General features: G+C 68.9%; 16 protein-coding genes. 11 read left to right on the top strand and 5 right to left on the bottom strand.

What is annotated here, in order from left to right:
- Positions 1-3: 3 nt before the first annotated feature.
- Both OZ403_RS37470 and OZ403_RS37465 read left to right on the top strand, forming a co-directional pair.
- Positions 4-381, top strand: coding sequence for a hypothetical protein (locus OZ403_RS37470; RefSeq protein WP_140800380.1), 378 nt, complete (start codon positions 4-6; stop codon positions 379-381).
- Between the two features lie 23 nt (positions 382-404).
- On the top strand, positions 405-983 hold the full coding sequence (locus OZ403_RS37465) for a hypothetical protein (protein ID WP_268783001.1): 579 nt from the start codon (positions 405-407) through the stop codon (positions 981-983).
- A 416-nt stretch (positions 984-1,399) separates the two neighbouring features.
- Here OZ403_RS37465 and OZ403_RS37460 read toward each other — a convergent pair whose 3' ends face one another.
- A complete protein-coding gene (locus OZ403_RS37460) occupies positions 1,400-1,801 on the bottom strand; it encodes a hypothetical protein (protein WP_268783000.1) in 402 nt (133 codons plus the stop codon).
- A gap of 163 nt (positions 1,802-1,964) precedes the next feature.
- Here OZ403_RS37460 and OZ403_RS37455 point away from each other — a divergent pair, with 163 nt between their 5' ends.
- Positions 1,965-2,624 carry a hypothetical protein gene (locus OZ403_RS37455; protein ID WP_228560931.1) on the top strand — a complete coding sequence of 220 codons (660 nt, stop codon included), beginning with the start codon at positions 1,965-1,967 and terminating at the stop codon, positions 2,622-2,624.
- A gap of 60 nt (positions 2,625-2,684) precedes the next feature.
- Here OZ403_RS37455 and OZ403_RS37450 read toward each other — a convergent pair whose 3' ends face one another.
- The gene (locus OZ403_RS37450) at positions 2,685-2,885 is read right to left on the bottom strand and encodes a hypothetical protein (RefSeq protein ID WP_237081626.1); all 201 of its coding nucleotides are present in this window, start codon (positions 2,883-2,885) and stop codon (positions 2,685-2,687) included.
- A 662-nt stretch (positions 2,886-3,547) separates the two neighbouring features.
- Between OZ403_RS37450 and OZ403_RS37445 the strand changes: the two genes are divergently transcribed.
- From OZ403_RS37445 to fghA, 5 genes are all read left to right on the top strand, one after another.
- Positions 3,548-4,057, top strand: coding sequence for a hypothetical protein (locus tag OZ403_RS37445; protein WP_268782999.1), 510 nt, complete (start codon positions 3,548-3,550; stop codon positions 4,055-4,057).
- A gap of 74 nt (positions 4,058-4,131) precedes the next feature.
- Positions 4,132-5,826 (top strand): hypothetical protein, encoded by a 1,695-nt coding sequence (locus OZ403_RS37440; protein WP_268782998.1) that lies wholly within the window; start codon positions 4,132-4,134, stop codon positions 5,824-5,826.
- Between the two features lie 202 nt (positions 5,827-6,028).
- Positions 6,029-6,304: a metal/formaldehyde-sensitive transcriptional repressor gene (locus OZ403_RS37435; RefSeq protein ID WP_140795956.1), complete on the top strand. Its 276-nt coding sequence runs from the start codon at positions 6,029-6,031 to the stop codon at positions 6,302-6,304.
- 43 nt (positions 6,305-6,347) lie between these two features.
- The gene (locus OZ403_RS37430) at positions 6,348-7,457 is read left to right on the top strand and encodes an S-(hydroxymethyl)glutathione dehydrogenase/class III alcohol dehydrogenase (protein ID WP_002636403.1); all 1,110 of its coding nucleotides are present in this window, start codon (positions 6,348-6,350) and stop codon (positions 7,455-7,457) included.
- 2 nt (positions 7,458-7,459) lie between these two features.
- Positions 7,460-8,311 (top strand): S-formylglutathione hydrolase, encoded by an 852-nt coding sequence (gene fghA / locus OZ403_RS37425; RefSeq protein WP_140800379.1) that lies wholly within the window; start codon positions 7,460-7,462, stop codon positions 8,309-8,311.
- A gap of 63 nt (positions 8,312-8,374) precedes the next feature.
- Here the strand turns inward: fghA and OZ403_RS37420 are convergent, their stop codons facing one another.
- The 3 genes from OZ403_RS37420 to OZ403_RS37410 all read right to left on the bottom strand — a co-directional run bounded on the left by OZ403_RS37420 (position 8,375) and on the right by OZ403_RS37410 (position 11,211).
- The gene (locus OZ403_RS37420) at positions 8,375-8,908 is read right to left on the bottom strand and encodes a hypothetical protein (protein ID WP_140800378.1); all 534 of its coding nucleotides are present in this window, start codon (positions 8,906-8,908) and stop codon (positions 8,375-8,377) included.
- Positions 8,909-9,055: 147 nt separating this feature from the next.
- Positions 9,056-10,564, bottom strand: a complete 1,509-nt coding sequence (locus OZ403_RS37415) for an HAD-IG family 5'-nucleotidase (RefSeq protein ID WP_140795953.1) — start codon at positions 10,562-10,564, stop codon at positions 9,056-9,058.
- Positions 10,565-10,659: 95 nt separating this feature from the next.
- A complete protein-coding gene (locus tag OZ403_RS37410; protein ID WP_268782997.1) occupies positions 10,660-11,211 on the bottom strand; it encodes a glutathione peroxidase in 552 nt (183 codons plus the stop codon).
- 133 nt (positions 11,212-11,344) lie between these two features.
- On the opposite strand from OZ403_RS37410, the gene OZ403_RS37405 reads away from it, so the two are divergent.
- From OZ403_RS37405 to OZ403_RS37395, 3 genes are all read left to right on the top strand, one after another.
- The gene (locus OZ403_RS37405; RefSeq protein ID WP_140795951.1) at positions 11,345-11,965 is read left to right on the top strand and encodes a hypothetical protein; all 621 of its coding nucleotides are present in this window, start codon (positions 11,345-11,347) and stop codon (positions 11,963-11,965) included.
- Positions 11,962-12,201 (top strand): hypothetical protein, encoded by a 240-nt coding sequence (locus OZ403_RS37400; protein ID WP_140795950.1) that lies wholly within the window; start codon positions 11,962-11,964, stop codon positions 12,199-12,201. The genes OZ403_RS37405 and OZ403_RS37400 overlap by 4 nt, the downstream gene beginning before the upstream one ends.
- A 157-nt stretch (positions 12,202-12,358) precedes the next feature.
- Positions 12,359-13,006, top strand: a complete 648-nt coding sequence (locus tag OZ403_RS37395) for an START domain-containing protein (RefSeq protein ID WP_237080054.1) — start codon at positions 12,359-12,361, stop codon at positions 13,004-13,006.
- Positions 13,007-13,162: the final 156 nt, after the last annotated feature.

The following is a 13,162-nucleotide window of genomic DNA, read 5'->3' as shown; positions in this document are numbered from 1 at the left end:
GCCATGTCACGACGGTCCGCGCCAGCGAGGTGGATGGGGTGGCTGATGCTGGCCGCGCTCGGGTGTTCCTCCGACGCGTCGAAGACGCGGGCCGCGGAGACAGTGGTGCGCCACTTCTTCTCGGCGCTGCCCGCGGGCGACTGCGAGGTCCTGGCACCGCTGCTGGCCACGGGGGGAAGCGCGCGACCCTGTGTGGAGACGGTGCATGAGCTGCGGGGGCATGGCCTCACGCTGGTGGGGATTGTCGAATCGACGGTGGACGGGCGCGACGCCGAGGCCGTCCTCGTGCGGGCCCGGGTGGCCCATGGTGGACGCGAGCGTCCGGCACCGTGGTTGCTACGGGTGGAGCGCCAGGACGGCGACTGGCGGGTGCGTTTCTGAGCGCCGAGGCGGGGAGGGGGGCCATGCGGATTCGTTACCGTTTGATTCTGACCGGTGCGGGTGTGCTCGCGGTGGCACTGGGCGCCGTGGAGTTCTGGCCCCAGCCCGAGCCGGAGCCGCTGCCCGCCGCGCTGCTCGCCATGGCCGTGCCTCCTCCTCCTCCCGCGCAGCCCCCTCGTATTGTGCCGGCGAAGGCCCACTCGGTGGCGCCTCCCGCTCCCGCGCCTCGGCAAGAGGCGCCCCAGGTCTCGGTGGCCCGGATGGCGCCCGAGCCCGTGGTTTCCGAGCCAGAGGTGCCCGAGCCAGAGGTGCCCGAGCCAGAGGTGTCCTTTCCTCCGCCTGAGGACAACGACGACATCGAGCCTGAGCTGCCACAGACCGCCCAGTGGGAACTGGAGAAGACGGCGCGGCTGGCGGCGCTGGTGGAGCGAGACGTGGTGCGGTTGGCGCGCGAGCGCGAGGCCGCCGCGGCAGAAGGCGACGTGCGGCGGGGCGAGCAGCTCGACGTGCTCCTTCAGCGCAACCTGGAGCAGTTGCGCGAGCTGCACGACGAGGTTCGCAGGCTGGCCACGGTGGTGAACGGCGTCGCCCCCACGGAATGAGCGGCAGGGAGAACGGACGCCGCGGGTGGGCTACACCGCTCGCGCGGAGGTCCGGCCACGGGCTCGTGAACGGGCGGGTTTTCCTCGCCCAAGGTCTTGAGTCAGGGGCTGGAGGTAGCCCATCAACAGGGCGCGGAGCTCGTCGATGAACACCGCGTTGGTGAGAGAGTCGGGCCGGTCGGCGACGGCCCTGATGCAGGGAGAAGGGGCGGCCCTCGCTGGTCGCGGGTTGGCGAAACTGGTTCCAGGCCAACGTGCCGTGCCTCACGCCGTCACTGTGCGCGTGGCAACGGGCATGTCGAAGCCACGGAGGGCCGCCGCGCCGCCCGTAGGACTGGACGCCGCATTGGCACTGGCGGCGCCTTCCACGGCCTGGAGTCATGGCTCATCGCGCATGGCTCCAGGCTGGAAGGGCCTCAGGCTCGGATGCTCGTCTTCCGCGCACCCGCGCGTTTGTAGACCTTGCCCGCCTTCAGCGGAGGGGTGTCGCCTCTCCCCGTCGTCTTCTTGGGCCGGCCCTCCTTGCGGTAGGCCACGGCGGCCGCCGACGGCAGCGTCTTGCGCCGCGAGGTACTGCTCTGGCCCGGCTCCGGCTCGGGCAGCTTGCGGCTTTTCGCCGTGAGGCCCGTTCCCGGCGCGTGGCGAGGACTGACGCTGCGGTCCGTGAAGGTCCTTTTCCCCAGGGCCTGTCGGCCGCTCTTCTTCGCCTTGTGCGTGCTGTCCGCGCTGGCGAGATGCATGTCGGAGGGCTTGAGCTCCAACGTCGTTCCCTGCCGCTTCGCGCGCTTCACGCGCTCCGTCTGACTCTTCTCTGGCATGCGACCTCCAGCGACACAGGTAGGAATGCCGGGTGAGGGATGCCAGGGAGCAGTGGAGCAGCCGGGCCCCGGTGCCCAAGTCTGGTGATGTCGTGGAACGTCCGTCATGGCATCCCGGGACGGGTTGCGGCGGCGCGGGGCGAGGTGCTCCGATGGTGGCGCCATGCGCCGCGGTGGAATCGTCCTGGACGTGCCGTACCTCTCGCCTGAGTCGAGCGAGTTCCGCATCGTCTGTCCTGGATGCGGGCACGCCGTCACGGTGGGCGCCGAGGCACGCTGTATGAGGTGTGGCGCGAGCCTGGAGGCGGCCTTGAGCGCCGCGCGAGGTCCGCCGCCTCCGTTGCCACCGCGTCGGTTGACCCGGGCCCAGCGCGCGGCCGTCTCGCGGCCCAAGCTGCACAAGCATTACATGCTGGGGACGTTGGCCCTGTGGGCGGGGGTGATGCTGCTCCCGGTGGGGCTGTTCTTCCTGCGACCCCTGCTCCTTCAGTCCGTCATCTTCATCGGCATGGGGCTGCTGTTCCGGCGCACAAGTTGGCCGGTGGCGCTGCGGCGCGAGCAGCAGCGCCAGTTGAAGGCGTTGGTCTGGGGACTGCCGGCGGCGGCTGAAATCACGCGGGTGGAGCGTCAGGTGGCGCCCACGCTGCATGCCGGCCGCCTGGTGCAGCTCGATTACGTCTTCACGGTGCATGGCCAGCGCGTCGAAGGGGGCCTGCCTTCACCGCACGCGTTGGACCTGCTGCGGCGCCCAGGAGAGCGCGTGTGGGCCGTCTATGTGGCGGAGGACCCTGGCGCCAGCGCGCTGTGGCCACCGGGCCCTTGAAACGGGCACGGCCCCTGCCCGGAGGTCGCGGGGCGCGGGCCGCGTCACGACGTGTACCTGCTAGCCGCCGTGAAGGGGCAGGCGCTTCTTCGGCCCGCCGAGGTGCTTCACGTTCATTTCGCTGGGTGCCTTCTTGCGGCCCTTGAGGGTGGTTGCGCGTCGCCGATGACTCTTGGGCTCATGTGCCTCGGCGGCGGGGCCCAGCGTCACGCGCTCCAGCGTCTTCTGCCGCCGCAGCGCGGCCGCGTCATCGTGGGGCATCGTCTTGCGCCCATTGCTGGCCTGTACACTCGGTTGGGCTCCGTGCGCGCCGACCCGCCGCCTGTTCTTGATGCCTGCCACTATCGTCCGAACGGCCATGTTGCCTCCCTGCGGGTGAGGTAAGGACGGCGCCACGGCTTTTCCATCCCCCTCCGTGGGACGGCGGAGGTCATTGCCTCCCCTGTCGGGAGGCGGAGGTGCACTGGACCCCTCCGTCTTCCGGACGCGTGTTGCCGCGCACTCTCGTGAGGGGTGTGTGAGCCGACGGGTTGATGGCCACCCCCGGGGAGGCTCACGTCAGCGCGCGAGCCGTACCGCCTCTGCTATGCTTCATGAGGGCCCCGCGCCCTCCGTCCGTCACCCCGGGTCGGACTTGAACGTTCGCCTGAGACAACCTGTTTCGCAGCCCAGCGCTGTACTCAAGTCCACCGCAAGGGACGTGCCACTTCGTGGCCTGTGGAAATCATTACCAGGAATGTGAAGCTTTGGCCCCCTGAGTAGCACGCGGTTTCCCTTCACGACCGGCGTCACCTGTCCGGCGGGAGTCGGCAACCGTCCTCGCCCCGATACTCGCCATTCAGCCGGACCATGAAATCCACTGGCACAAGGGGTGCTCTCGCCACTCGCACGACCGCTTGTTCGGTCGACAGGAGAGGGACCCAATGAAGAAGAGCATCGGCCTTGCGCTCGCTTTGACAATCATTGCCTGCGGCAAGGCCCCGGATGATGAAACGCCGCCGCTCGACCCCGTGGAGGAGAATACGGCGCAGACCGTCGCGGTGCGGGTGCTTGGCGTCCGTGCCTCGGGGCCGGTGCGCGTGCAGGTCGCCGCGCTCGAGTTGACGGTCGATGGCAACGCGCTCCCGTCTCGGATCGGTGGCAGTGAGATTGATCTCGGCAACGATCAGAATGCGTGGGCCGTGACAACGTTTGACCTCCCTGTCGACGCGCGCAAGGTCGGGCTCAGGTTGAAGTTTCAATCGGAAGGCATTGTGGAGCGCAACGGGAAGTCGCAATTGCTCGACCTGAGTGGGCCACCGGTCTCATTGATCGCGGACGCCGCGCAGATCCGGAAGCGCGGCAAGGTCGTGCTCGAGATCGACATCGCGCGCTCGTTGGTCGACCGCGGCGAACAGGTCTTCATGCTTCCGGAGTTCATTGTTCGCTACTGACAAGACCTCAAGCATCACGACCACGTGCTGTGAATTCGAATTGAAGCAGCAAAGGAATGCAGATGGGGGGAAGTATGCGTTTGGGATGGTTGTTGGCAACAGCGGGCCTGCTCACGGGCAATGTCGCGCTTGCGCACGAACTGGCATGCGACAAGCGAGTGAATGGTGAGCTCATCTACGAGATTCAGTCGTACCCGGCGACACTCGAATGGACGATGAAGGTGCGCAATGTGCACCAAACGGGTGCGTCGAAGGTCGATGCGGTGGAGGATCGACTGCTCACCGATGCATTCGGTTGGGTACCCACGCGGACGCCGCCGTACACGCTGGCCGTCGGAGAATCCTATACAGAGCGCTACACGGTCACGGTGAACTCGTTCGAGGAGTGCCAGCAGCTCGCGCTGGCTGACGGCTCGAACGATGAACTCATCGACAACGTGTTCTCCGCGTCCTGGGACGATGGTGAGACGCAATGCCGGGCTCGCGTCGTCTGCCTGCCGCTCTGTCCGCCCCAGACCTGTATCGGCGAGCAGGGCCCCCCGGGGCCCCAGGGGCCCCAGGGGCCGGAGGGCGAGGAAGGGCCGCTAGGGCCCGTGGGGCCTCAAGGTGTGCCAGGCGTCGCTGGTCCGCAGGGGGTGCCCGGCGTCGCCGGTCCGGTGGGTCCAGCAGGTCCGGCGGGTCCTCCCGGAGCGACGGGTGCCACCGGCCCAGTAGGTCCGGCGGGTCCAGCGGGTCCTCCCGGAGCGACGGGTGCCACCGGCCCAGCAGGTCCGGCGGGTCCTCCCGGAGAGACGGGCGCCACGGGCCCAGCAGGTCCGGCGGGGCAGTCCGTGGTGGGGGTGCCCGAGCCGCCCGGGGCGAATTGCCCCAATGGTGGCATCCAGTACACGTCCGCGTCTGGAATCAATTACGTCTGTGACGGTGAAACGGGACCCGCTGGCGCCGTTGGACCCCAGGGCCCGGTGGGGCCGGCGGGGCCGGCGGGGCCTCCCGGAGAGACGGGCGCCACCGGCCCAGTGGGGCCTCCGGGCGCCACCGGACCGGCGGGGCCTGCGGGGCCTGCTGGGCCCGCTGGTGAGACGGGCGCCACCGGCCCGACGGGGCCTCCGGGCGCCACCGGCCCGGCGGGGCCTGCGGGGCCTGCTGGGCCCGCTGGTGAGACGGGCGCCACCGGCCCGACGGGGCCTCCGGGCGCCACCGGCCCTGCGGGGCCTGCAGGGCAGTCCGTGGTCGGTGCGTCCGAGCCCCCCGGGGCGAACTGCGCATATGGGGGCATCCAGTACACCTCCGCGTCGGGCGTCAATTATGTCTGCAATGGGGCTCCGGGACCTGCCGGTGACGCCCTGGCCTTCGGGTACTTCTATGCCCTGATGCCGCCCGACAACGCTGCGACCGTTGCGGCCGCGTCTGCGGTGGACTTCCCTCGCAATGGCGCCACGAACGGAATCAGTCGGGCCAGCGCCAGCGAGTTCATCCTGCCCGCGATTGGTGTCTACGAAATCTCCTGGCAGGTGAGCGTCAGCGAGGCCGGACAACTCATCCTCGGGCTCGACAGCGGTTCGGGGGTCGTGGAGCAGATCAGCACCGTGGCTGGACGCGCTACCGGAACGTCTCAAATCATGAACCACGTCTTGATCACGACGACCTCGGCGAACTCGATTCTCACCGTCCGCAATCCCGCGGGGAACTCACCGGCACTGACGATTACGCCCCTCGCTGGCGGAACGCGCGCCGTCTCCGCTTCGCTGCTCATCAAGCAGATTCAGTAACTGGACCCCGGAGAGGCCATTCGACACGAGTGGCCTCTCCCCAGGGGATGGTCAGTGGGGCTCCGCGGGCAACCTTCAAGAAGGCCGACGCAGTCTCCGCGCCGTTCACCGAGGACGCCTTCATTCCTTCCTTGTCGAATACCCCCCGGGGGTATATATCCGCCCGCGGCAGGATACCCCCACCCAGTATGCCGTCGCCGCCATGCCCCACTCGCCGGAAGAGAAGAAGAAGGCGCTGCTCCGCGTCCGCCGCATCCACGGTCAGACCGAAGCCCTGGAGCGTGCGCTGGAGTCCGGAGCCGAATGCGGCACGGTCCTCCAGCAACTCGCCGCCATCCGGGGCGCCATCAACGGACTGATGTCCGAGGTGCTGGAGTCACACATCCGGGAGGAGTTCGGCCCGGCGTCCGACGAGGACCCGCGCCACGCCCAGCGGGTGCGAGACATGACGGCGCTGGTCCGCACCTATCTCAAGTGAGCGGGAGTCCCTGCCTTCATCCCCTAGCCCCAGGAGCATCCTCATGAAGTCCCGTGCCGCTGTTGCCTTCGAAGCCGGAAAGCCCTTGAGCATCGTCGAGCTCGACGTCGCGCCTCCGCAGAAGGGCGAGGTCCTGGTCCGCATCACCCACACGGGCGTCTGTCACACCGACGCGTTCACCCTCTCCGGGGATGATCCGGAAGGTCTCTTCCCCGTGGTGCTCGGCCACGAGGGAGCCGGCGTGGTGGAGGCGGTGGGCGAGGGCGTGACGTCCGTCAAGCCCGGCGACCACGTCATCCCGCTCTACACCGCGGAGTGCGGCCAGTGTCTGTTCTGTAAGTCTGGAAAGACGAACCTGTGCGTGGCGGTGCGTGCCACCCAGGGCAAGGGTGTGATGCCAGACGGCACCACGCGCTTCTCGTACAACGGCAAGCCCGTCTATCACTACATGGGGTGCTCCACCTTCAGCGAGTACACCGTGGTGGCGGAGGTGTCGCTGGCCCGCATCAACCCGAACGCCAACCCCGAGCAGGTCTGCCTGCTGGGCTGCGGCGTGACGACGGGCCTGGGCGCGGTGAAGAACACGGCCCGCGTGCAGGAAGGGGATTCGGTGGCGGTGTTCGGCCTGGGCGGCATCGGCCTGGCGGTCATCCAGGGCGCCCAGATGGCGAAGGCCGGTCGCATCATCGCCATCGACACGAACCCCGCCAAGTTCGAGCTGGCGAAGACTTTCGGCGCCACCGACTTCGTCAACCCCAAGGACCACGACCGCCCCATCCAGCAGGTCATCGTGGAGATGACGGGCTGGGGCGTGGACCACTCCTTCGAGTGCATCGGCAACGTGGGGGTGATGCGCGCCGCGCTCGAGTGCGCGCACCGCGGCTGGGGCCAGTCCATCATCATCGGCGTGGCCGGCGCGGGACAGGAGATCTCCACCCGTCCGTTCCAACTCGTCACGGGCCGGACCTGGAAGGGGACCGCCTTTGGTGGCGTGAAGGGCCGCTCGGAGCTCCCCGGCATGGTGGAGGACGCGATGTCCGGGAAGATTCAGCTCGCGCCGTTCGTGACCCACACGCGCCCGCTGACCGACATCAACGAGGCCTTCGACCTGATGCACGAGGGCAAGTCCATCCGCACCGTCGTCCGCTACTGACCATGGAACGCATCGAACACCACGCGAGTTTTGGCGGCCGGCAGGAGGTGTGGAAGCACACCTCCTCCGCGCTGGGCGGCGAGACGCGGTTCGGCATCTACCTGCCGGAGGCCGCGCTGCGCGGCGAGCGCTGCCCGGTGCTGTACTGGCTCTCCGGCCTGACCTGCACCGAGCAGAACTTCATCACCAAGGCGGGCGCGCAGGAGCACGCGGCGCGCCACGGTTTCATCGTCGTCGCGCCTGACACCAGTCCTCGCGGCGACGCGGTGGCCAATGACGCTGCCTACGATTTGGGGCAGGGGGCGGGCTTCTACCTCGACGCCACGCAGGCCCCCTGGGCGCCGCACTTCCGCATGCAGGACTACGTGGCCCGGGAGCTCCCCGCGCTGGTGGAGCAGCACTTCCCGGCCACGGATGCGCGAGGCATCTTCGGCCATTCGATGGGCGGTCATGGCGCGCTCGTCACCGCCCTGCGCCACCCGGGCCGCTACCGCAGCGTGTCCGCCTTCTCCCCCATCGTCGCACCCTCACAGGTGCCGTGGGGCCAGAAGGCCTTCACCGCCTACCTGGGCGACAACCGTGACGCGTGGGCGGCCTGGGACGCCGTCGAGTTGGTGAAGACGGCCAAGGAGCGCCTGGCCCTCCTGGTGGACCAGGGCGAGGCCGACGAGTTCCTCGCCACCCAGCTGCGCCCGGAGCTGCTGGCCGCCGCCTGCGAGGCCACGGGCCACCCGCTCACGCTGCGGCGGCACGCGGGGTACGACCACAGCTACTACTTCATCGCCACCTTCCTCGCGGACCACTTCGCGCACCACGCGAAGGCCCTCGTCGGTTCCGAGAACGCGCGTTCGTAGTCGCGACGTTCATTCTCCTGGTTCCGGTCAGCCCCGACGTGACATGTCGGGGCTGGCCGTGTCTCAGCGGGACGGAGGCGAGTCGGCGGAGCTGCCCGTGGCCCGGTGCTGCGTCGACGAGCCGTTGCCACGCCGGGGCGGGCGGGTGCTGGTGGTGCTCTCAGGCGGGAACAGCCAGCCGTCCGTGCCGCGCGGAGCGCTGTTGCTGGTCCGCGCCGTCTCCGTGGGCTCCAGGTGCAGGCCACGGCAGCCGCGGCACCAGGACTGGGGCCGGCGCTCCCCACGCATGATGCGGTAGCCGAAGTCCTGCGCCGTGGGGCCCCTGTGGCCGCAGCGAGGGCAGGTGCTCAGGTACGTGACGCCCGTCTCCTTCGCCTTCTGCTTGCCGTGCTCCACCACCAGCGCCAGCGCCGCGGCGAACCCCACCCGTCGCTCCGAGGCGACGTGGAAGCGCCGGGCGCGCTTGCGGCCCTTGCCGCCCAGCACCGGTAGCAGGTCCATGCCCCCAAGCAGGTTGCGCTGCTCGAGTACGCGCGTCGAAGAGCTGTTCGAGGTCGAGTGGCTCACAAGAGCACTCATACCGGGGCGGTCTGACATGCCCTGTGGAGGGGGATGCCTGCCTACCCTCTCCTCGGAGGGATACTGAACGAAAGTTCAATGAATCCGAGGATCTACACATCCTCCCCTATTGGTAGGACGCCGGCGGCACAGGTAGGCCCCATGCCGCCGCGTCCCCCGCGCCGGCTACTCCCCGCCGTCCGTGCCGGACACGCCGCCGCCGGCCTCGCTGGCGCCGAAGACGGGCGTGCCGCCGGGCAGGCTGGGATCATGCGGGAGGCTGCCGCGCGGGCTGCGCAGGTAGACGAAGGGCGTGGCGAACAGGAAGTTGGACACGCGCGACGTGTAGATGTCCGCGTACCGCTCCACCTGCCGGGCCAGGTGGCTCTTGTCATTGCCCGCGCGCGTCAGCAGGCCCCAGATGGGGTTGGACAGCTCGGTGGCCGCGCGTGCCAGGGGCCCCAGCTCCGCGTCCAGCGCCTCCAGCTCCGTGCGCAGCGTGGCCTGCCGCGCCACCAGCTCCGCCTCCGTCGGCGTGTCCGTGCGCGGGCCGTACTGGAAGCGCCGCCGCTGGACCTCCAGGCGAATCTGGCAGCTCTCCGCCTCCAGCCGTTCCTTCACCAGCATGCGCTCGGCCAGCCGGGACTCCGTGGCGCGGAACGAGGCGATGGAGCGCACCTCGTCCTCCAGCTCGCGCAGGATGAGCGCCGTGCGCCAGCGCAGCACATTCTTCGTCACGTGCACGTCGCCGAACATGTGGTCGCCCACGTAGAGAATCTGGTCCCCGCTCATGCCCAGGTGGCGCTCCAGCTCCACCGCGCTGCCGCCGAAGTACGGCGTGCCGGGCTTGAAGGGGCCCGAGTGCGGACGCAGCAGCGCCTCGCCGCTGGACTCCACCACCTCGAAGAGCGACGAGCGCGTGGTGAAGAACTCCGGCTTGCGCGCGGAGACAATCACCACGTCGAAGAGCTGCCGCCACGTCATGCCTTCCGGCAGGTGCCGGTCGAAGGCGAAGTGCATCATGGGCTCGGTGTAGGCCCACTCGCTGTTGGTGATGAGCAGCAGCTTCTTGCCGGCGTTGCGCTGGTCCAGCAGCGCCAGCGGCGTCTCCGGGTCGTCGATGACGTAGCGCTCCGGGTCGGCGATGATTTCCGCCTTCAGCCGCCCCTGCATGTGCGTGGCGTCCAGGTTCTTCCGCACGTGCTCGTAGAGGTCCGAATAGCCCATGGGGCCCGGGAGCTGGCCGGCGTCCAGCCGGTCCACGAGCTGCGCGTAGATGCACGCCTCCGACAGCGAGAAGAGCGTGTTGAGGAACACCCAGCGCCGCTCATGCAGGTCGATGATGGTGCGCGCGTATTCGTCGCGCTGGGCCTCGAAGCTCATGGCCTGCGTGCCGTGCAGCGCCTTCTTCACGAAGCCGAAGCGGTTGGCCTTGAGGAGGTTGCCCTTCTCCGTGTCGATGATGAGGCCGCGCATCGACAGCTCGGGGTCGAACGACAAGTCCGCCACCGGCCAGCCCTGCTCCACGAGCCGGTCGCGGATGTGCTCGTAGGCGCGGCGCTCCCACGCCTCCACATGGTAGTGGATGAGCGTGTAATCCATGTCGTAACCCACCGCCTTGATGGCGCGCAGGTTGAGGGTGCGGTTGCAGAACAGTCCGCGCTCGGGCGGGGGACCAGGAATGAACGTGCTCATGGCACCCCTGGCTTGCCCCGGAGCGCGCGAAAAGTCACTGCTTTCGTCAGGGCCCGTCCGCTGGACGGCAGAAGTCCAGCGGCACCCCGGCCGGGTCAGGCCTGCTTCGCGAGCTCCGCGTCGATGGCGGACAGCAGGCGCGCATCGTCCGCGGCGACGTCCGGCGCGAAACGCGCGGCGACACGGCCGTCACGCCCGACGAGGAACTTCTCGAAGTTCCACTGCACTTCCGGCACGGGGTTGGCGGTGATGCCGTAGCCCTGGAGCCGGCTGCGCATGGGGCCTTCGCCCACGGCGTCCGGGATGGCGCCCGTCAGCACGTGATAGAGCGGGTGCTTGTCCGCGCCCACCACCGAAATCTTGGAGAACAGCGGGAACTTCACGTCGTAGGTCAGCGTGCAGAACTCCTTGATTTCTGACTCGCTGCCCGGCTCCTGGCCCAGGAAGTTGTTGGCCGGGAAGCCCAGCACCTCGAAGCCCTCGGCGCGCTTGCGCTCGTAGAGCTTCTCCAGGCCTTCGTACTGCGGCGTCAGGCCGCACTTGGAGGCCACGTTGACCACCAGCAGCACCTTGCCCTTGAACTGGCCGAGCGACTGCGGGGCACCGTCGATGGACTTGAGGGGAATGTCGTAGAGGTTCTGGCTCATGCCGCACCCTATAACCGCTCGGTGGGGGGCAGGCCGGGGAGATTACAAAATCAAGAAATGACGACTATCCATGGGCCGACAGGAGGTAGGTTCCGCCACCTCTTTCACTCCTTCCTTATCTGGAGGTCTGCCCATGACGTGGACGATTCGGAGCCTGCTCCTTGGTGTCTTCCTGCTGTCCGGCTGCAAGCACACGGGGGGCGGCAGCGTCACCCCCACCCCGACGCAGCCGCAGGCCTGTGATGCGCAGCAGGCGCAAATCTCCCGCGAGGCCGATGAGCGCGCCAGCCCGTGGAGCGTGGAGCAGCACCTGGCGAAGAACTTCCCTGGCAAGAAGGTGTCGTGGCTGATGACGGACGCCGCGTACCAGAACTTCGTGGTGAAGCCGAACGCGCAGAACTTCGGCCGCTGCAATGACAATGGTTGTTACCTGTTCGCCGCGCCGTCGGAGACCATCCAGGCCGCCGTCGAGAAGTCGATGGTGGACGGCGCGCATGACCCGGCGGTGATTGGCCAGGCGCTGGGCCTGCCGGCGAAGAACTTCGAAGGCCCGCTGCGGATGATGACGCTGGACCTGGCGGCCACCGGCGTGTGCGTGCGCCTGCCCGTGGACAGCGACCCGGGCGTCTGGAAGTGCACCAGCGAGGAGGACACGGACTGCTTCAAGTTCGGTGGCTACACCTCTGGCGGCGTGCCGGAGCTGATGGTCATCGACGCGCCCGTCTCCCAGGCGGCGGTGACGGAGATTCCGTGAGCGAGGAGCAGGTCCTCATCCAGAGCCCGCTGATGTACCGGCTGGTGCGCTCGGCCGAGGGGGCGCTCTTTCTCGACGTGGTGGTGGGGGGCATCGCCCAGTTCACGGTGCGGGTGGTCCTCACCGCGCAGGAAGCCGAGGCCTACGGCCGGCTGGGCCGCCCCTACGCGGACCGCCTGGCAATGGATGTCATGGCCAGCCCGGCGTTCGGTGGGCGGGCCGTCCGCGTGCCGTAGGGCGCGGCGTGGGATTGCCGCCCCGGGCCACCTTCGGAAGGTGGCTCGGGGGCGGTGCTTGCGTGGGCCCGTTGCGCATTCGTGAATGCGCCGCCGCGCCTGGGTGTCGGATGCTGACGTGACGTCACATCCGGCCCGAGCCGCGAAGGATGCTTGCATGAAGATGTTGTGGAGTGGGGCGGCCGTGGCTGCTTGCGCGCTGGGTTTCGCCGCCGGACAAGCCCACGCGGAAGAGGCGTGGAAGACGGTGGCGGAGAAGCCCTACGTGGTGAAGGTCCGCGCGCGTCCGGGCTCCGAGGCCAAGGACGTGTGGGCGGAGGGCGAGCTGGCCGCGAGCGCCGCGGATGTCCAGGCGGTGCTGCGGGACGTGGACGCCTACCGGCGCTGGATGCCGTATGTGAAGGAGTCCCGCATCCTGAAGGACCTGCCGGACGAGGGGCAGCTCACGTACACGAAGCTGGACCTGCCGGTGGTGTCCTCGCGCGACTACATCTGCAACGTGGTGCTGGAGTCCAGGCTGGCGGAGGACGGCTCGGGTGTGTTCGCGCAGCGCTGGCAGGCGACGCCGGATGCCATTCCCCAGCGGCGCGGCACGGTGCGCATCCGGCTCAACGAGGGAAGCTGGCGCGTGGAGCCTCGCGGCGAAGGGAAGTCCCATGCCGTGTACCGCTTCACCGTGGACCCGGCTGGCTCCATTCCTGGCTTCCTGGCGCGCATGGGGCAGAAGGACGCCGTGGAGGACACGTTCCGCGCGGTGGAGAAGCGCGCCCGGGAACACGCCGCATCCCGGGCACGCGCGGAGTGACGCCGGTGCGCCGCAACCGATGCAGGGCCCTGGGCCGGGGTGCGCAAGCCTTGCGCGTTTTCAGGGCTGTAGCGCCGCGCACCGCAAGGCACGCTTCCTGAAAGCATTATCTCCTGCTGGGCCGCGGGTCCGGAGTGGCCGGGGTGGCCGCAGTGG

Origin of the sequence: Myxococcus sp. NMCA1 (assembly GCF_026810205.1) — a bacterium.
Lineage (GTDB): Bacteria > Myxococcota > Myxococcia > Myxococcales > Myxococcaceae > Myxococcus > Myxococcus xanthus_A.
This window is presented reverse-complemented; position numbering and strand designations above follow the sequence as displayed.